Genomic DNA, 18602 nt, shown 5'->3' on the forward strand with positions numbered 1-18602 from the left:
CTACTCCGGCAACCGAGCCCCCTCGGGGGCCCGCCCGCCCAGCGCCCCGACACCACGGGCATTGGGGCCCTCGCGCACGCGCGTCCGCACGGACCCCTCTTCGGGACGTTAGAACAGGCCGGTCAGCCCGCCGCCTCGACGCTCTCACCCGGCGGGCGTCCGCTCACCCGTTCGGACTCAAGGGCGGTCTGCAGGATCACCACGGCGGCGGCCTGGTCGACCACCGAGCGGCCCTTCTTGGCCTTGACCCCCGAGGCGCGCAGCCCGTGGGTCGCGGTGACCGTCGACATCCGCTCGTCGACCAGCCGGACCGGTACCGGCCAGAGCCGGTTGGCCAGCCGGGCCGCGTAGCCGCGGACCTTCTCGGCCGCCGGTCCCTCCTTGCCGCTGAGCGAGCGCGGCAGCCCGACGATCACCTCGATCGCACCGTACTCCTCGACGATCGCGGCGATCCGGGCCTGCGACTTGACGCCGGCCGGGACGGTCTCCACCGGGGTGGCGAGCACCCCGTCGGGGTCGCAGGACGCGACCCCGATCCGGGCGTCCCCGACGTCGACGGCGATCCGCCGCCCGCGCCGGAAGGGCTTCTCCTCGAACTCCATCAGAACGCGGACCCCATCAGGAGGCACGCTCCGCGACCAGGCCGCGCACAGCGGCGACGGCCTCGTCGATCGCGGCCGGGTTGGTGCCGCCGCCCTGGGCGACGTCGTCCTTGCCGCCACCGCCGCCGCCGAGGGTCTTGGCCGCGGTGCGGACCAGCTCGCCGGCCTTGATGCCGCGGCCGCGGGCGTCCTCGTTGGTGGCGATCACGGTCAGCGGGCGGTCGTTCGCCACGGTGAACGCGGCGACCACGGCCGGGCGCGAGCCGAGGCGGCCGCGCACGTCCAGGACCAGCTTGCGCAGCTCGTCGGCGCCGGTGCCGTCGGCGACCCGGGCGGCCACCACGGCGATGCCGTGCACGTCCTCGGCCGAGTCGGCGAGGCCCGCGGCGGCCGCGAGCACCTTCTCGGCGCGGAAGCGCTCGATCTCCTTCTCGGCGTCCTTGAGCTTGGCGAGCATGCCGGAGATCTTCTCCGGCAGCTCCTCCGGGCGGCCCTTGACCAGCTCGGTCAGCTGGGCGACCACGGTGTGCTCACGGGCCAGGAACCGGTACGCGTCGGCGCCGACCAGCGCCTCCACCCGGCGCACGCCGGAGCCGATCGAGGACTCGCCGAGCAGCTTCACCAGGCCCAGCTGGGCGGTGTTGCCGACGTGCGTGCCGCCGCACAGCTCCTTGGAGAAGTCGCCGATGGTGACGACGCGGACCTCGTCGCCGTACTTCTCGCCGAACATCGCGATGGCGCCGGCCTTGCGGGCCTGGTCCATCGTCATGACCTCGGCGGTGACCTCCAGCTCGCGGGTCAGCACGTCGTTGATCTTCTGCTCGACGTCGGTCAGCACGCTGCCGGGCACGGCGGCGGGCGAGCCGAAGTCGAAGCGGAAGCGGCCCGGGGCGTTCTCCGAACCGGCCTGGGCGGCCGTCGGGCCGAGCGCGTCGCGCAGCGCCTGGTGGGTCAGGTGGGTGGCCGAGTGGGCGCGGGCGATCGCCCGGCGGCGCTCGACGTCGATGGTGGCGTACGCGGAGGAGCCGAGCACGACCTCGCCGAACAGCACGCCGCCGGAGTGCACGATCACGCCCGGGACGGGCTGCTGCACGTCGCGGATCTCGACGACCGCGCCGGACTCCAGCCGGATCCGGCCGTGGTCGGCGAGCTGGCCGCCGCCCTCGGCGTAGAACGGGGTGCGGTCGAGGATGATCTCGACCTCGTCGCCCTCGGAGGCGGCCGGCGCCGGGGCGCCGTTCACCAGCAGGCCGACCACGGTGGCCTCGCCCTCGGTGAGGGCGTAGCCGGTGAAGACGCTGGCGCCGGAGGTGTCGGCGACCTCGCGGTACGCGGCGACGTCGGCGTGGCCCATCTTCTTGGCCTTGGCGTCCGCCTTGGCCCGGTCCCGCTGCTCCTGCATCAGGCGGCGGAAGCCGGACTCGTCGACCTGGAGGCCCTGCTCCTCGGCCATCTCCAGGGTCAGGTCGATCGGGAAGCCGTAGGTGTCGTGCAGCTTGAAGGCCTGGTCGCCGGAGAGCACCGCGCCGCCGGCCTGCTTGGTCTCGGTGACCGCGGCGTCCAGCAGGCTGGTGCCGGCCTTCAGGGTCTGCAGGAAGGCCGCCTCCTCGCCGGTGACGACCGTCTCGATGCGCTTGCGGTCGGTCTCCAGCTCCGGGTACTGCGGGGCCATCGCCTTGATCGCGACGTCGGTGAGGTCCTTGGCGACCACACCGGTGGCGCCCAGCAGGCGCATGTTGCGGATGGCGCGGCGCAGGATGCGGCGCAGCACGTAGCCGCGGCCCTCGTTGCCGGGGGTGACGCCGTCGCCGATCAGCATCAGCGCGGTGCGGATGTGGTCGGTGACCACGCGCAGCGAGACGTCGGCCTTGTGGTCGGCGCCGTAGGTGTGGCCGGTCAGCTCGGCGGCCCGGTCCAGGATCATCCGGCTGGTGTCGATCTCGAAGAGGTTGTCGACGCCCTGCAGGATGGCGGCCAGCCGCTCCAGGCCGAGGCCGGTGTCGATGTTCTTGCTCGGCAGGTCGCCGAGGATCTCGAAACCGTCCTTGCCGTCGCCGTGGCCGCGCTCGTACTGCATGAAGACCAGGTTCCAGATCTCCAGGTAGCGCTCGCCGTTGACGGCCGGGCCGCCCTCCTCGCCGTACGCGGGGCCGCGGTCGTAGTTGATCTCCGAGCACGGGCCGCACGGGCCGGGGACGCCCATCGACCAGAAGTTGTCCTTCATGCCCAGGCGCTGGATGCGCTCCGAGGGCACGCCGATGACGTCACGCCAGATCTGCTCGGCCTCGTCGTCGTCCTTGTAGACGGTGATCCAGAGCTTCTCCTTCTCCAGGCCGTAGCCGCCGTCCGCGACGGGGGTGGTGAGCAGCTCCCACGCGAACTTGATGGCTCCTTCCTTGAAGTAGTCACCGAAGGAGAAGTTGCCGCACATCTGGAAGAAGGAGCCGTGCCGGGTGGTCTTCCCGACCTCCTCGATGTCCAGGGTGCGCACGCACTTCTGGACGCTGGTGGCGCGCGAGAACTGCGGCTTGACCTCGCCCAGGAAGTAGGGCTTGAACGGGACCATGCCGGCGTTGACCAGCAGCAGGGTGGGGTCGTCGGCGACCAGGGACGCCGACGGAACGACGGTGTGGCCGCGCTCCTCGAAGAAGCGCAGCCAGCGGCGGCGGATCTCTGCCGACTCCATTAGTGGTCCTTCCGGTTGGTGCCGCCCCGCGGCGGAAGCGCGCGTCGGGGCGTTTTCTCGATGGCTTGGGGGGTGGTGCGGGCATCGTCGGGGGACGATGCGCGGGCGCTGCTGGACGGAGGCAGGGCGGCGGCCGGGCTCCCGGGCGCCGCCGAGATAGCTCGGTACCGGGGCTCGCCGCGCAGCGCGCCCCGGCGGCGCGGCTCGACGACGGCGGTGCCGTCCAGTCCGAGGTCCTCGCGCAGCTGCTCCTCGCGCTCGGTCATGCCGGCCCGTACGTCCTGGGCGAACTGCTTGGCCAGGTCGCCCAGGTGCAGCGCGCCGCGGGCGGCGGTGCCGGAGAGGCTGTCCGGGGTGAGCCGGTGCACGGTCTCGTTGGCCTTGTTCACGGCCCAGACGGTGGCGCCGGCGCCGACCGCCATCCAGAAGATGCGTCGCACCATGCCGTCAGCCCCTCACCGCGCGCCGGACCCTGGAGAGCAGGCCGCTCTTGGACGCGGTCGCGGCGCGCACCTCGGCCCGGATCAGCCGGGCCAGCTCCTCGCGCTCGGCCGGCTGGGTCGGCAGCGTGGCGGTGCCCTGCTGCTTGGCGACCGCCTTGCGCACGCCGTAGCTGAACGCCGCGACCTTGACCAGCGGGCCGCCGAGGGTGGCCGCGACGGTGGAGGAGAGCGCGTTGGCGTTGGCCGCCGCGTCCTGCACGTTGGCGGTGATCTCGTCCACCCGCTCCAGCTGCTCGTTGGCGCTGCGCACGGCGGCTCCGGCGTCGGTCAGCAGCGGCACGGCCTGCTCGGTGACCGCCGAGACCAGGACGGTGGCCTCCTTGAGCACCCGCGACAGCCGGACCAGCACGACCGCGAGCAGGGTGACCAGGACCGCCCAGAACACGGCGACGAGCAGGCCGGCCAGCTCTCCCACGGACACCTTTGCGCGCTCCCTCGCCTCGCAGTCTCTCGGGCGTGCACGCCCTAGGGAACCCTATCGCGACCGCACGGAGTTTCCGGACCGGGTTTCCCCGCGCGGGCGCGCGGCGATCCGACCGGGTGTGCGATCCGGGCGCGTAACCTACCCGCCGGTCACCTCGTTCTGCCAGGCAGGCCGCCACCCGGACGGCCCAGACGGACGGACGCCCGGGCCGGCCTGGCCCGGGCCTCGAAGCGGGGAGCAGCGTGTGGACGGGGAATCGACGCCGCGGCCGGGCCTGCCGCGCCACCGGACGCCGCGCACCACGATCGGCTGGAGCCATGAGCTCTGCACGATGCAGGAACGTTTGCTCTGGGCCCGCCTCTCGGTCTTCGCGGGCGGCTTCGACTTCGACGCCGCCGAGTACGTCTGCACCGGCGAGGGCGTCGACCCCGACGAGCTGCTCGACCTGCTCACCGAGCTCGTCGCCAAGTCCGTCCTGCTGCGCGAGACGAGCCCCTACGGCGTGCGGTTCCGGCTGCTGGACAGCGTCCGCGGGTACGGACGGCGGTGGCTGCGGGCGGGCGACGAGGAGCGCCGGCTGCTGCGCCGGCACCGGGACTGGTACCTGGGCGTGGCCACCTGGGGCGAGGTCGAGTGGTTCGGCCCCCGGCAGGCCGAGACCGCCGAGCGCACCGGACTGGCGCACCCCGACCTGCGGGCCGCCCTGGAGTTCTGCCTGACCGAGCCCGGCGAGGAGCAGATCGCCCTGCTGATGGCCGGCACGCTCTGGTTCTACTGGGTCGGCTGCGGCCACCTCGGCGAGGGCCGGCACTGGCTGGAGCGGGCGCTGGCACTCGACCCGGAGCCCACCGGGGCCCGCGCCAAGGCGCTCTGGGTGACCGGCTGCACGGCCACCCTCCAGGGCGACCTGGCGGCCGCCCGGCCCGCCCTGGAGGAGTGCCGGCGCCAGGCCCTGGCCACCGGCGACGACCGCGCGCTGGCCCACGCGGTGCACCGGCAGGGCTGCGCCGCGCTGATCGGCGACGACCCGGCCCGCGCCGCCGAGCTGTTCGAGGAGGCGCTCTGGCACTACCGCACCATCGGCGAGCTCGACAGCAACGTGCTGATGGCGATGTTCGAGCTGGGCCTCGCCCACCTCTTCCAGGGCGACCGGGAGAGCGGCGGGCTCTGGCTCGGCCGAATCCGCGAGCTGTGCGAGGAGCACGGCGAGCAGTGGGCGTACGCGCACGGGCTCTACGCACTGGCGTACGCGCACTGGCTGGACGGCGAGGTCCGCCCGGCCCGGACGCTGGCCCGGGAGAGCGTGCGGCTCAACCACCTCTTCAACGACCTGCTGGGCATCGTGCTGGCGATCGACCTGCTGGCACTGCTGGAGACCGAGCCGGCCGGCCCCGGGGAGCCGGGGGACCTGCGCGAGGCCCGGGTGCTGCAGGGCGCCGCGCACCGGATCTGGCGCGCGGTCGGCAAGCCGTTCTTCGGCTCCCGCAGCTTCAGCGGCCCGCACCGCGCCTGCGAGGAGCGCGCCGTCGCCGGGCTGACCGAGCAGGAGTTCGCCGACTTCTTCGCCACCGGCACCCGGCTCGACCTGGACGCCGCCGTGCACCGCGCGCTGGGCGGCGGCGACCACCCCGGCGGTCCGGGTCCGCGGCCCGGCCCCGGACCGCTGCCGCCGGCGCCCCGGCCCTCCCCGGTGGAGCGGTGAGGACCGCCGGACGGGCCCGGGAATAGTTGAATCTTGTCCGTTGCTGGAGCGGGCGGAACCACCGTACGGAAGGAGCACCCCGTGGCCAACATCGCCGACGAGTACCGCATGGCGAACTTCTACTTCGAATCCAAGGCGTACACCGACGCCGCCCGGATGCTCGAAGGGGTCCTCGCCGAGGAGCCGGCCAACCTCTCGGTCCGGCTGCTGCTGGCCCGCAGCTACTTCCACTCCGCCCAGCTGCGCAAGGCCGAGGCCGAGCTGCTCCGGGTGCTGGACGCCGACCCGACCGAGGACTACGCCCGGCTGATGCTCGGCCGCACCCTGGAGCGCCAGGGCCGCGCCGAGGAGGCCCGCCCGCACCTGCGGCTGGCCTCCGCGATGACCGGCGAGTCGTACTGACCCGACCGGCCGGACCGGACCGACCGGACACGGAACGCCCGGACAAGGGACGCCCGGACAAGGGACGAGCCCCCGCCGCCACAAGGGCGACGGGGGCTCGCTGGGTACCGCAGGTGATACCGCTCGCGGGTCAGCGCGAGTAGTACTCGACGACGAGCTGCTCGTCGCAGATCACCGGGACCTCCTTGCGCTGCGGCGCGCGGTCCAGGCGGAAGGCCAGGGCCTTCAGGTTGACCTCGAGGTACTTCGGGGTCTGGCCCTCGCCCGCGTTGCCACCCTCACGGGCGACCTGGAACGGGACCTTCTCCTTGCTGCGCTCGCGGACGGTGACCACGAAGCCCGGCTTCATCTGGTACGACGGCTTGTTGACCTTGCCGCCGTTGACCTCGATGTGGCCGTGGACGACCATCTGACGGGCCTGGTAGATGGTGCGGGCGATGCCCGAACGCAGCACCAGGGCGTCGAGGCGGGTCTCCAGCTCGGCGACGAGCGCCTCACCGGTCTTGCCCTCGGCCTTCTTCGCGCGGTCGAACGCACGCGCCATCTGCTTCTCGCTCAGGTCGTACTGAGCGCGCAGACGCTGCTTCTCGACCAGACGGACCTTGTAGTCCGAGTTCTGCTTGCGACCACGGCCGTGCTGGCCGGGCGGGTACGGGCGGGCCTCGAAGTACTTGACGGACTTCGGGGTCAGCGGCACGCCGAGCGCACGCGCGATCTTGACCTTGGGGCGCTTCTGGTTCGCCATGAACCAAACCTTCCTTGCTCACGAATACGGCTTCACCAGGTGTTGACGGAGGTCGCACGTCGCGGCCCGGAGAAAACCCCACCGCCCGGGGGCAGTGCGATCAGCCGCTCTCCGGAGCCGGGCACGAAGTGTGCTTGTCACACGGATCGAACCGGAAACCGGGTCACCCGCGACACCGAAACGGTGCGCGACGCTCCTGGTACGGACCTCCCGGAGGAGGCCGACGGCCGATGCCCCGCTGGTGCGGCCGGTCGGTCGGGGTCTCCCCCGCCGCCGTCCCGGGACACGGCACTCCGCCCGAGTATACCGGCAGATCACTCGCCCTTTGACCCGGGCTTCTCCCCGCCCTTCGACCCGCCCCCGGCGTCGCCGCCCTTCGGCTCCCCCCGCAGCCGGGCCCTGGTCCACTCCACCGCGTCCGCGTAGCGGGCCTCGCCGCCGTGCCGGGTCGGCCGGTAGTACGCCTTGCCGTGCACCGCGTCCGGCGCGTACTGCTGGGCCGCGATGCCCTCCGGCAGGTCGTGCGGGTACCGGTACCCCTGGCCGTGCCCCAGCTTGCCCGCGCCGCCGTAGTGCGCGTCCCGCAGGTGCGGCGGCACCGGCCCGGCCAGCCCCTGCCGGACGTCCGCGAGCGCCGCGTCGATCGCCAGGTAGGCGGCGTTGGACTTGGGCGCCAGGGCGAGCGCGATGGCCGCCTGGGAGAGGATGATCCGCGCCTCCGGGAAGCCGATCAGCGCCACCGCCTGGGCCGCCGACACCGCGGTCTGCAGCGCCGTCGGATCGGCCAGGCCGACGTCCTCACTGGCCGAGATCATCAGCCGCCGGGCGATGAACCGGGGGTCCTCGCCCGCCTCGATCATCCGGGCCAGGTAGTGCAGCGTGGCGTCCACGTCGCTGCCCCGGATCGACTTGATCAGCGCGCTGGCCACGTCGTAGTGCTGGTCGCCGTCCCGGTCGTAGCGGACGGCCGCGTGGTTGACGGCGGTCTCGGTGGTGGCCAGCGTGATGCTCGCCTCGCCCTTCTCCAGCGCGGCGCCGGCCGCCGCCTCCAGCGTGGTGAGCGCCTTGCGGGCGTCCCCGCCGGCCAGCCGCACCAGGTGGTCCTCGGCCTCCTGGCTCAGCTCCACCGCGCCCCCCAGGCCGCGCTCGTCGGCGGCCGCGCGGCGCAGCAGCGCCCGCACGTCGTCGTCGGTCAGCGACTCCAGGGTGAGCAGCAGCGAGCGGGAGAGCAGCGGGGAGATCACCGAGAAGTACGGGTTCTCGGTGGTCGCGGCGATCAGGGTGACCCAGCGGTTCTCCACCGCGGGCAGCAGGGAGTCCTGCTGCGCCTTGGAGAAGCGGTGGATCTCGTCGAGGAAGAGCACCGTCTCCCGGCCGGTCATGCCGACCGCGCGGCGGGCGCCGTCGATGACCGCGCGCACCTCCTTGACCCCGGCGGTGATCGCGGACAGCTCGACGAACCGGCCCTCCACCGCCTGGCTGATGACGTGCGCCAGCGTGGTCTTGCCGGTGCCCGGCGGTCCCCAGAGGATCACCGAGCTGGTCGCCGCCGGACCGCGCGACCCCGAGACCAGCCGGCGCAGCGGGGAGCCGTCCTTGAGCAGTTGCCGCTGGCCGGCCACCTCGTCGAGGGTGCGCGGGCGCATCCGCACGGCGAGCGGCGCCCGGCCGGGCTCCTTGCTCTGGCGTTCCTCGGCGGCGGCGGTGAAGAGGTCCGGTTCGTCCACACCGGAAGCCTATGCGAGCCCGCCGACAGGCCCGGGCGGGCGCTACGCCTGCGGGACGTCCATCAGGACCGTCTCGAACTCCTCCAGCGAGCGCAGGGTCAGCCCGCCGGCCGTCACCCCGCGGGCGCGGACCCCGGCGGCCGGGCCGCGCGAGGCGACCAGGGCGGCCCGGTCGGTGAACAGGCCGCCGACCGCGCCGCGCTCGTCCTCGTCGCTGAGCAGCATCGAGCCGCCGAGGAAGCCGTCGATCCGCTGCAGGGCCGGCAGGCCTTCCTCCCGGTACCGGTCGGCGACCCGCCCGGCGTTCGCCCGGTCGACGTCGAACCGGACGAGCCGGAACCACGACCCCGGCCGGGCCACCGAGGCCTCCCAGACCACCGCGGCCTCCCAGACGTCGACGGTCGCCGTCACGGCGAACGGGGCCAGCAGTTCGTCGCGCCGGCCGCGCAGTTGCTCGAAGCTGTCCCGCTCGGCCTGCCGGTTCGCCCACCACGAGCCCATCACGATGATGCCGAGCTCCCGGTCGGCGAACAGTCCGTAGCCCGTGTAGCCGGGCTGCGCCGACAGCAGGCCGACCGCCTCGGCGGACAGCCCGTCGAGCGCCCGGTCGATGAACGCGGGATCGCCGGTGAAGTAGCCGGTGCGAACGAACATGGGCGGTCTCCTGACCTCGTCCGGGCGCCCCGGGGCGCCGGGGCCGTCCCGAGCACCTCCATCGGACGGCCGCGCGGCGGCCGCGGCAACGCCGCACGTCCGTTCGGCGGAGGCCGAGGCGGAGGCACCGGCCCCCGGCCCCGAGCGGACCGCTACCCGCCGAGGCCCGCCGCGTGGTCCGGGACGTACCGCTGCAGGTCCCGCGGCGGCCGCTGGTAGCCGCGCGAGGCCGGACGCTCCGGCAGCTCGATCGTCTGCGGCCTCACCTCGCGGTACGGGACGGTGGAGAGGAGGTGGGCGATCATGTTGATCCGGGCCCGCCGCTTGTCGTCGCTCTCCACCACGTTCCACGGGGAGTCCGGGGTGTCGGTGTGGAGGAACATCTCGTCCTTGGCCCGCGAGTAGTCCTCCCAGCGGGTGATCGACTCGACGTCCATCGGCGAGAGCTTCCACCGCTTCATCGGGTCCTCCAGCCGGTCCCGGAAGCGCCGTTCCTGCTCGGTGTCGCTGACCGAGAACCAGTACTTGCGCAGCAGCAGGCCGGACTCGGTGAGCATCCGCTCGAAGGTCGGGCACTGCTGGAGGAACTGCCAGTACTCCTCCTCGGTGCAGAAGCCCATCACCTTCTCCACCCCGGCCCGGTTGTACCAGCTGCGGTCGAACAGGACGATCTCCCCGGCGGCCGGGAGGTGCTCCACGTAGCGCTGGAAGTACCACTGGGTGCGCTGCCGTTCGGTGGGCGCCGGCAGCGCGGCCACCCGGGCGATGCGCGGGTTCAGGTACTCCGTCACCCGCTTGATCGCGCCGCCCTTGCCGGCCGCGTCGCGCCCTTCGAAGACCACCACCAGCCGGGCGCCCTCGGTGCGCACCCACTCCTGGAGCTTCACCAGCTCGTGCTGGAGCCGCAGCAGTTCCCGCTCGTAGGGCTTCCTCGCCAGGCGCTCGCCCGGACCGGTCCGCGCGTCCGGGGCGCTCTGCTCGCGCTGGGCCTTCGCTGCCACCTGGGGCCTCCGTTCGGTGGGGTGCTGATGACCCTTCACCGTACGTCCTGGACCGGGTTCCCGCAGGTCCGGGGGGTTCCGGCCGGACAGCGGCGGCCCCCTGAACCGCCGCTGCCCGGCTCCCCCGTCGGCCGGTCCGAGGACCGAGCGATCAACCATGACCCAGACCTGCCGGACGGGTCCAATTTCCGGTTCCATAACCTTGGGGCATGGATGTCGACACCCGCCTGCTGCGCAGCTTCGCCGCGGTCTGCGAGGAGGGCCAGCTGACCGCGGCGGCGGCCCGGCTGTTCGTCTCCCAGCCGACGCTGACCAAGCAGATCCGCCAGCTGGAGAGCCAGCTCGGGGTCGAACTCTTCGAGCGGTCCCGGCGCGGCATGGCCCCCACCCGGGCCGGCTGGGCCCTGGCCGCGCACGCCGGGGCGCTGCTGGCGGGCTGGGAGGAGGCGCTGCGCGCCACCCGGGCGGCCGCCGCGAGCCAGGGCTCGACGCTGCGGGTGGGGTTCGAGGGCGGCATCATCAACCTGATGAGCCGGCGCACGGTGGCGGACTTCGCCCGCCGGATGCCGGGCTGGCAGGTGGAGTTGCGGCAGAACAACTGGTTCGACCCGACCTCGGGCCTGGCCGGCGGCGAGATCGACCTGACGCTCTGGCACGCCCCGCCGTCGCTCGCCGAGCGGTACAGCGTGGCCGTGCTGGGCGAGGAGGCGCGCTGCGCGGCGCTGCCGGCCGGGCACCGGCTGGCCGCCCGTGCGGTGATCGACTTCGAGGAGCTGCTCGACGAGCCCTTCGTGGCGATCCCGCACGAGGCCGGGCACTGGCGCGACTACTGGCTGGCGGTCCGGGAGCGGGGCGGGCGACCTGTGCGGATCGGCGCGGTGGCGCACAACACCGACGAGTGGCTGGCCGCGGTGGTGTGCGGCCAGGGCGTCGGTTTCGCCCCGGAGACCATGAGTCGGCTGGCAGCGCGTGAGGATGTCGCGTACCGGCCGGTGCGAGGGTTGAGCCCGAGCCAGGTCGGGCTGTACTGGCCCAAGGACCGGGAGCCGACGCCCGCCATGACCGCGTTCGTGCGCAGCTGTCGCGCCACGATAGGTCTCGGAGGAAAGCCGGCTCGGTCGGCCCGGACGGCGCCGTCGGACTGACGGGCGCCTTGAACCGTTTCGCTTAAACCGCTTCGAAGGGCTCGGGGTAGTGGCACAGGCCCCGCGGGGAGCCGTCGTACGCGGGCAGCGTGAGCGCCTGGAGGTACCCCTCGGGCACCTCGAACGGGCCGCTCACCTCGTGCCGCTGGGCCGGGATGAAGCCGAAGCGGCCGTAGTAGTCGGGATCACCGAGCACGACGACGAGCTTCTCGCCGGCGTCCTCGGCGGCCGTCAGCGCGGCCCTGACCACCAGCTCGCCGACCCCTTTGCGCTGCCACTCGGGGGCGACGGCGACCGGCGCGAGCGCCAGCCCCTTGCCCTTGCCGACCCGCAGCCGGGTGAGCAGCGCGTGGCCGACCACCAGTCCGGAGTCGTCGACCGCGACCAGCGACAGGTCCGGCAGCCAGGCCGGGTCGCGGCGCAGCGCGTCGACCAGGTCGGCTTCGTCGGGGCCGGGGAAGGCGGCCATGTGGACACGTCTGGTGGCGGGGGCGTCCTCGGGACACTCGATTCTGGTACTGACCTTCACAGGGAACCCTCTCTCTGTCGCACGCCGTTGTGCACCGGCCCCGGACAGCGGGAATGCCGTCCGGGGCCGTGAAAGGTTAGCCGATGTCGGCCGACGGGGTGTCAGGCCTTCGACTGCCCCTCGGACTTGGCGTCCTCGCGGACCTTGGGCTGGGCGTCGACGCCGGCCTCGCGGCGCTGCGCCGGGGTGATCGGGGTGGGGGCCCCGGTCAGCGGGTCGCCACCGGTGGACGTCTTCGGGAACGCGATGACGTCCCGGATGGTGTCGTACCCGCCGAGCAGGGTGACGATCCGGTCCAGGCCGAAGGCGACACCGCCGTGCGGCGGCGGGCCGTAGTTGAAGGCGTCCAGCAGGAAGCCGAACTGCGAGGCGGCCTCCTCCTCGGAGAGGCCGATCGCGTCGAACGCCCGCTTCTGCACGTCCCGCTGGTGGATGCGGATCGAACCGCCGCCCAGCTCCGAGCCGTTGAGCACGAGGTCGTAGGCGTTGGACAGGGCGCTGCCCGGGTCGGTGTCGAAGGTGGCCAGCGACTCCGCGGTGGGGGCGGTGAAGGGGTGGTGCACGGCGTGCCAGCCCTGGAAGGCGCCCTTGTCGTCCTCGATCGGCTCGAACATCGGGAAGTCGACGACCCACAGGAAGGCCCACTGGGACTCGTCGATCAGCTCGCAGCGGCGGCCGATCTCCAGGCGGGCGGCGCCGAGCAGCTCCTGCGAGGGGCGCTCCTTGCCGGCCGCGAAGAAGATCGCGTCGCCGTTCTTGGCGCCGGCGGCGGCGGCCAGGCCGGCCAGGTGCTCCTCGGAGAGGTTCTTGGCGACCGGGCCGCGCAGCTCGCCGGTCTCGGCGTCGATGAGCACGTAGGCGAGGCCGCGGGCGCCGCGCGCCTTGGCCCAGTCCTGCCAGGCGTCGAGCTGCTTGCGCGGCTGCGAGGCGCCGCCGGGCATGACCACGGCGCCGACGTACGGGGCCTGGAAGACCCGGAAGTCGGTGCCCTTGAAGTACGCGGTGAGGTCGGTGAGCTCCTGGCCGAAGCGGACGTCCGGCTTGTCGGAGCCGTAGCGGCCCATGGCGTCGGCGTAGGTCATCCGCGGCAGCGGGTCGGGGATCTCGTAGCCGTGGACCTCGCGCCAGATGGCGCCGATGATCTTCTCGCCGAGGGCCAGGATGTCCTCCTGGTCGACGAAGGAGGCCTCGATGTCCAGCTGGGTGAACTCCGGCTGGCGGTCGGCGCGGAAGTCCTCGTCGCGGAAGCAGCGGGCGATCTGGTAGTAGCGCTCCATGCCGGCCACCATCAGCAGCTGCTTGAACAGCTGGGGCGACTGCGGCAGCGCGTACCAGTGGCCGGGCTGCAGGCGGACCGGGACGAGGAAGTCGCGGGCGCCCTCGGGGGTGGAGCGGGTGAGGTACGGCGTCTCGATGTCGAGGTAGTCGTTGTCCTCCATCACCCGGCGGATGATGTTGTTGACCTTGGAGCGCAGGCGCAGGCCCTTGGCCGGGCCCTCGCGGCGCAGGTCGAGGTAGCGGTAGCGCAGGCGCACCTCCTCGTTGACCGTGCCGGGCTCGTACTCGGCGACCGGGAACGGCAGCGGCGCGGCCTCGGAGAGGACCTCGATCGCGCTGACGACGACCTCGACGGCGCCGGTCGGGATGTCCGGGTTCTCGTTGCCCTCGGGCCGCACCCGGACGTCGCCGACCACCTTGACGCAGTACTCGGCGCGGAGACCGTGCACCGAGTCGAGGTCGCGGACCACGATCTGCACGGTGCCGGAGGCGTCGCGCAGGTCGATGAAGGCCACGCCGCCGTGGTCGCGGCGGCGGGCGACCCAGCCGGCCAGGGTGACGGTGGTGCCTGCGTGCTCCGGGCGGAGCGTGCCCGCGTCGTGCGTGCGGATCACAGCTGCTTCTCCTTCAGGGTGGTGACGAGTGCGTCGAGGGCGACGGGGTTCTGCTCGCCGGTGGTGAGGTCCTTGAGCTGGACGACGCCCTCGGCGAGGTCGCGGTCCCCGGCGACGAGGGCGAAGCGGGCGCCGGAACGGTCGGCGGACTTCATGGCGTTCTTGATGCTCTTGACGCCGAAGGCGAGGTCGGTGGCGACGCCGGCCCGGCGCAGCTCGACCACCTTGGCGAACAGGACGTTCTTGGCCTCCTCGCCGAGCGCGACGGCGTAGACGGAGGTGGCGGCCGGCAGGTCGAGGGTGACGCCCTCGGCCTCCAGGGCCAGGAAGGTGCGGTCCACGCCGAGCGCCCAGCCGACCGAGGGCAGCGCCGGCCCGCCGATCATCTCGGACAGGCCGTCGTAGCGGCCGCCACCGCCGATCGCGGACTGGGCGCCGAGGCCGTCGTGCACGAACTCGAAGGTGGTGCGGGTGTAGTAGTCGAGGCCGCGGACCAGCTTGGGGTCGTCGACGAAGGCGACGCCGTTGGCGGTGAGCAGCTCGCGGACCTTCTCGTCGTAGGCCTTGCAGTCCTCGCAGAGGTAGTCGCGCAGCATCGGGGCGCCGACGAGCTGGGCCTGCACCGACTCGCGCTTGTCGTCCAGCACCCGCAGCGGGTTGATCTCGGCGCGGCGGCGGGTGTCCTCGTCGAGGTCCAGGCCGGCCAGGAACTCGATCAGCGCGGCGCGGTAGACCGGGCGGCACTGCTGGTCGCCGAGGCTGTTGAGCAGCAGGCGGTAGTCGCTCAGGCCGAGCGTGCGGAAGGCGTCGTCGGCCAGGATGATCAGCTCGGCGTCCAGCGCCGGGTCCTCGGCGCCGATCGCCTCCGCGCCGACCTGCGAGAACTGGCGGTAGCGGCCCTTCTGGGCGCGCTCGTAGCGGTAGTAGGAGCCGGAGTACCAGAGCTTGACCGGCAGGTTGCCCTGCTTGTGCAGGTTGGCCTGGAGCGCGGCCCGCAGCACGGAGGCGGTGCCCTCGGGGCGCAGCGCGAGCTCGTCGCCGCCCTTGGTGGTGAGGGTGTACATCTCCTTGCTGACGATGTCGGTCGACTCGCCGACGCCGCGGGAGAACAGCTTGACGTCCTCGAAGACCGGGGTCTCGACGTAGCCGTAGCCGGCCCGGCGGGCGGGCGCGGCGATCGCCTCGCGGATCGCCAGGAAGGTCGCGGAGCTGGGCGGCAGCAGGTCGTAGGTGCCCTTGGGGGCGGTGAAGGTGCTCAACTTCTCTTCCGTCACATTCCTCGTCGCGGGAAAGCCGGGGCGCCGGCCGCCCCCGCTGCCTGCCGGAGGTAGGGGTTGGTGGCGCGCTCGCGGCCGATGGTGGTCTGTCCGCCGTGGCCGGAGAGGACCACGGTGGCGTCGTCGAGGGGCAGGCACACCCGGGCCAGCGAGCGCAGGATCGCCTCGCCGTCCCCGCCCGGGAGGTCGGTTCGCCCTATGGAGCCGGCGAAGAGCAGGTCGCCCGAGAAGAGCACCGGGGGAAGGTCCTCGGCGCCGGGCGTCCGGAACGTCACCGACCCCCCGGTATGGCCGGGCGCGTGGTCGACGGTGAGCGACAGACCGGCCAGCTCCAGCACGCTGCCGTCGGTGAGCTCGCGCACGTCGTCGGGCTCGCCGACGGTCAGCTCGCCCATCAGCTGGGTGCCCAGCGAGCGGCCGAGCGCCTTCTCCGGGTCGCTCATCATGTAGCGGTCCTCGGGGTGGATCCAGGCCGGGACGCCCTTGGCGCCGCAGACCGGGACCACGGAGGCGACGTGGTCGATGTGGCCGTGGGTGAGCAGCACCGCGACCGGCTTGAGCCGGTGCTCGCGGACGAGTTCCTCGACGCCGGCGGCGGCCTGGTGGCCCGGATCGACGATGACGCACTCCTCGCCCGGCGCCGGAGCGACCAGGTAGCAGTTGGTGCCCCAGGCTCCAGCGGGGAATCCGGCGATGAACACGCGCGTCCTTCGGTGTCGGTCTTCGGGTCTTCGGCGTCGGCCGCCGCGGCCGCTCCGGCCGCGGCTACGAACTGTGATGTAGGGGCAGCCTACCGGCGGTGCGGGTCCGGTTGCGAACCAGATGCGGGTGACAGGTTCACTTCGAGCTGAACGGTTCACCCCGTTCTTACGGTCGCGGTCCCTACACTTGGCCGCCGATGGGTGCGATGATCCGCATCGGCGTCGCACACAGACGAAGCCCCCACATCCGCGATCAGCACATCCGTAGGAGACAGAGCCGGTGGTCAGCAGCGAACAGCGGCGGCGGCAGCTCGCCCGGGACAAGTACGAGCGCCAGATGGAGCGCCGGGTCGCCGCGGCGGCCGCACGCAAGCGTCGCAACACGATCCTCGGCGCCTCGCTCGCCGTGGTCGTGCTGGCCGGCGGCGGCACCCTCTTCGCGACCGGTGCCTTCGACTCGGACGACAAGAAGAAGGACGGCCCGACCGCCCAGGCCGCGCCGACCCCGACCGAGCCCACGGTGCCGACCCGCAAGCCGGTCGAGGGCTGCGGCGAGCCGGCGGCGGGTGCCCCGAACGGCAAGCAGTGGCAGGCCGAGCCGGCGATGACCGTGGACGCCAAGGCCACCTACGCGGTGGCCCTGGACACCAACTGCGGCAAGGTGACCCTCTCGCTGGACGCCGCCAAGGCGCCGCACACGGTGAACTCCTTCACCTTCCTGGCCGGCGAGAAGTACTTCGACCACACCAAGTGCCACCGGCTCACCACCGAGGGCATCTACGTGCTGCAGTGCGGCGACCCGACCGCCAGCGCCACCGCCCCCGGCGGCACCGGTGGGCCCGGCTACAAGTTCGCCGACGAGAACCTGACCGGCGCCACCTACCCGGCCGGCACCGTGGCGATGGCCAACGCCGGCCCGGGCACCAACGGCAGCCAGTTCTTCCTGGTCTACAAGGACACCCAGCTGCCGCCGAACTACACCCCGTTCGGCACGATCACGGGCGGCCTGGACGTGCTCCAGAAGATCGCCGCCGCGGGCACCCTGGAGGGCGGCGGGGACGGCCACCCGATGGCCGACGTCACCCTCAACTCGGTGACCGCCGCCAAGGGGTGACCCGTCCCGGGGCCCTCCCGGCGCGCCGCCGAGGCGCGCCGGGGCGGCCCCGGACCGAAATCGCCCGGCCCGGATGCGGACAGCACCGGGCCTGGTCGCCTATGTTGGCGTTGTGTAGGGTGCCCAGACCCGCCGGCCGTCACCCTCGGCAGCAGAACACGGCGGACGGGGACGGCGGACTCATCGGTCCGCCGCACATCAACTGTGGACGACGGACGCGTACCGCCCCGGCGCGGGCGCGACGTCATGTGGAGGACGCGCTATGAGCAGCGACCCGTGGGGCCGTGTCGACGAGCAGGGCACGGTCTACGTCAGGACGGCCGACGGCGAACGCGTCGTGGGTTCCTGGCAGGCCGGCTCGCCCGAGGAGGCGCTCGCCTACTACGAGCGCAAGTACCAGGGCATCGAGGTGGAGATCGGCCTGCTGGAGAAGCGGGTGCGCACCACCGACCTGGCCGCCAAGGACGCCCAGGCCGCGCTGGAGCACCTGCGCGAGCAGGTCACCGAGGCGCACGCGGTGGGCGACCTGGCCTCGCTGGCCCAGCGGCTGGACGTGCTCTCCGGCGAGATCGAGAGCCGTCGCGAGGAGCGCAAGGCGGCCCGGGCCAAGGCCCAGGACGAGACCCGCACCGCCAAGGAGGCGCTGGTCGCCGAGGCCGAGAAGCTCGCCGAGTCCACCCAGTGGCGGGAGGCCGGCGACCGGCTGCGCGCCCTGGTGGACACCTGGAAGGGCCTGCCCCGCCTGGACCGCAAGAGCGACGACGAGCTGTGGCACCGCTTCTCGCACGCCCGCTCGGTCTTCTCCAAGCACCGCAAGTCGCACTTCGCGGCGCTGGACGCCGAGCGCGAGCAGGCCCGGCTCACCAAGGAGCGGCTGGTCGCCGAGGCCGAGGCGCTCTCCTCCTCGACCGAGTGGGGCGACACCGCGGCGAGCTACCGCGACCTGATGGCGCGCTGGAAGGCCGCCGGCCGCGCCCAGCGCGACGTCGAGGACGAGCTGTGGGCGCGGTTCCGCGGCGCCCAGGACGTCTTCTTCCAGGCGCGCTCCGCGGTGTTCAGCGAGCGCGACGCCGAGCAGGTCGCCAACCAGAAGCTCAAGGAGGTGCTGGCGACCGAGGCCGAGGCGATCCTGCCGATCACCGACCTCAAGGCGGCCAAGGCGGCGCTGCGCGAGGTCAACGAGCGCTGGGAGGCCATCGGCCACGTGCCGCGCGAGGTCCGTCCGAAGCTGGACGGCCGGCTGAACGCGGTCGAGCGGGCCATCCGCGAGGCCGAGGACAGCGAGTGGAAGCGCTCCAACCCGGAGGCCAAGGCCCGCGCCGCCGGCATGGTCGGCCTGTTCCAGGCCAAGGCGGACAAGCTCCGCACCGACCTGGACAAGGCCCGCGCGGCCGGCAACGCCTCGAAGGCCGCCAAGCTGGAGTCCGAGCTGGCCGGCGTCCAGGAGCTGCTGGAGCAGGCGCACCGCAGCCAGGAGGAGTTCAGCGGCTGATCCGAG

The 18602-nt window shown here is 72.9% G+C and carries 17 protein-coding genes; 5 read left to right on the plus strand and 12 right to left on the minus strand.

All coding sequences use genetic code 11. The features are described 5' to 3' along the window. Positions 1-122: 122 nt before the first annotated feature. From ruvX to ACFC0B_RS33180, 4 genes are read right to left on the minus strand one after another with little or no spacing between them, the layout of a single operon-like run. The gene (gene ruvX / locus ACFC0B_RS33165) at positions 123-602 is read right to left on the minus strand and encodes a Holliday junction resolvase RuvX (RefSeq protein WP_344325577.1); all 480 of its coding nucleotides are present in this window, start codon (positions 600-602) and stop codon (positions 123-125) included. A gap of 16 nt (positions 603-618) precedes the next feature. After that, entirely contained in the window at positions 619-3288 is a 2670-nt protein-coding gene (gene alaS, locus ACFC0B_RS33170; RefSeq protein WP_376094416.1) for an alanine--tRNA ligase, read from the minus strand. Beyond that, entirely contained in the window at positions 3288-3731 is a 444-nt protein-coding gene (locus ACFC0B_RS33175) for a DUF6167 family protein (protein ID WP_376094419.1), read from the minus strand. The genes alaS and ACFC0B_RS33175 overlap by 1 nt, the downstream gene beginning before the upstream one ends. A gap of 4 nt (positions 3732-3735) precedes the next feature. Next, positions 3736-4212 carry a DUF948 domain-containing protein gene (locus ACFC0B_RS33180; protein ID WP_376094422.1) on the minus strand — a complete coding sequence of 159 codons (477 nt, stop codon included), beginning with the start codon at positions 4210-4212 and terminating at the stop codon, positions 3736-3738. Between the two features lie 247 nt (positions 4213-4459). On the opposite strand from ACFC0B_RS33180, the gene ACFC0B_RS33185 reads away from it, so the two are divergent. Both ACFC0B_RS33185 and ACFC0B_RS33190 read left to right on the plus strand, forming a co-directional pair. After that, positions 4460-5917: a hypothetical protein gene (locus ACFC0B_RS33185; protein ID WP_376094425.1), complete on the plus strand. Its 1458-nt coding sequence runs from the start codon at positions 4460-4462 to the stop codon at positions 5915-5917. 108 nt (positions 5918-6025) lie between these two features. Continuing rightward, on the plus strand, positions 6026-6319 hold the full coding sequence (locus ACFC0B_RS33190) for a tetratricopeptide repeat protein (RefSeq protein WP_376094550.1): 294 nt from the start codon (positions 6026-6028) through the stop codon (positions 6317-6319). A 130-nt stretch (positions 6320-6449) separates the two neighbouring features. Here ACFC0B_RS33190 and rpsD read toward each other — a convergent pair whose 3' ends face one another. The 4 genes from rpsD to ppk2 all read right to left on the minus strand — a co-directional run bounded on the left by rpsD (position 6450) and on the right by ppk2 (position 10383). After that, a complete protein-coding gene (rpsD, locus tag ACFC0B_RS33195; RefSeq protein ID WP_350570297.1) occupies positions 6450-7064 on the minus strand; it encodes a 30S ribosomal protein S4 in 615 nt (204 codons plus the stop codon). 314 nt (positions 7065-7378) lie between these two features. Then, the gene (locus ACFC0B_RS33200) at positions 7379-8791 is read right to left on the minus strand and encodes a replication-associated recombination protein A (protein ID WP_376094428.1); all 1413 of its coding nucleotides are present in this window, start codon (positions 8789-8791) and stop codon (positions 7379-7381) included. A 42-nt stretch (positions 8792-8833) separates the two neighbouring features. Beyond that, entirely contained in the window at positions 8834-9445 is a 612-nt protein-coding gene (locus ACFC0B_RS33205; RefSeq protein ID WP_376094431.1) for a hypothetical protein, read from the minus strand. A gap of 152 nt (positions 9446-9597) precedes the next feature. Further along, complete coding sequence (gene ppk2 / locus ACFC0B_RS33210) at positions 9598-10383, minus strand: polyphosphate kinase 2 (protein ID WP_376094553.1); 786 nt, start codon at positions 10381-10383, stop codon at positions 9598-9600. Between the two features lie 272 nt (positions 10384-10655). On the opposite strand from ppk2, the gene ACFC0B_RS33215 reads away from it, so the two are divergent. Next, positions 10656-11591, plus strand: a complete 936-nt coding sequence (locus ACFC0B_RS33215) for a LysR family transcriptional regulator (protein WP_376094434.1) — start codon at positions 10656-10658, stop codon at positions 11589-11591. Between the two features lie 22 nt (positions 11592-11613). Here the strand turns inward: ACFC0B_RS33215 and ACFC0B_RS33220 are convergent, their stop codons facing one another. The 4 genes from ACFC0B_RS33220 to ACFC0B_RS33235 form a co-directional block, all read right to left on the minus strand. Further along, entirely contained in the window at positions 11614-12060 is a 447-nt protein-coding gene (locus tag ACFC0B_RS33220) for a GNAT family N-acetyltransferase (RefSeq protein ID WP_376094437.1), read from the minus strand. Between the two features lie 161 nt (positions 12061-12221). Continuing rightward, on the minus strand, positions 12222-14012 hold the full coding sequence (gene aspS, locus ACFC0B_RS33225) for an aspartate--tRNA ligase (protein WP_376094440.1): 1791 nt from the start codon (positions 14010-14012) through the stop codon (positions 12222-12224). Then, positions 14009-15271, minus strand: coding sequence for a histidine--tRNA ligase (gene hisS, locus ACFC0B_RS33230; RefSeq protein ID WP_376094443.1), 1263 nt, complete (start codon positions 15269-15271; stop codon positions 14009-14011). The genes aspS and hisS overlap by 4 nt, the downstream gene beginning before the upstream one ends. Positions 15272-15282: 11 nt before the next feature. Beyond that, the gene (locus ACFC0B_RS33235; RefSeq protein WP_376094446.1) at positions 15283-15990 is read right to left on the minus strand and encodes an MBL fold metallo-hydrolase; all 708 of its coding nucleotides are present in this window, start codon (positions 15988-15990) and stop codon (positions 15283-15285) included. A 280-nt stretch (positions 15991-16270) separates the two neighbouring features. Here ACFC0B_RS33235 and ACFC0B_RS33240 point away from each other — a divergent pair, with 280 nt between their 5' ends. Both ACFC0B_RS33240 and ACFC0B_RS33245 read left to right on the plus strand, forming a co-directional pair. Continuing rightward, on the plus strand, positions 16271-17104 hold the full coding sequence (locus ACFC0B_RS33240; RefSeq protein WP_376094449.1) for a peptidylprolyl isomerase: 834 nt from the start codon (positions 16271-16273) through the stop codon (positions 17102-17104). Positions 17105-17366: 262 nt separating this feature from the next. After that, positions 17367-18596 carry a DUF349 domain-containing protein gene (locus ACFC0B_RS33245; RefSeq protein WP_376094452.1) on the plus strand — a complete coding sequence of 410 codons (1230 nt, stop codon included), beginning with the start codon at positions 17367-17369 and terminating at the stop codon, positions 18594-18596. Positions 18597-18602: the final 6 nt, after the last annotated feature.

This window comes from Kitasatospora sp. NPDC056184, from assembly GCF_042268405.1.
In the GTDB taxonomy this organism is placed as follows: domain Bacteria; phylum Actinomycetota; class Actinomycetes; order Streptomycetales; family Streptomycetaceae; genus Kitasatospora.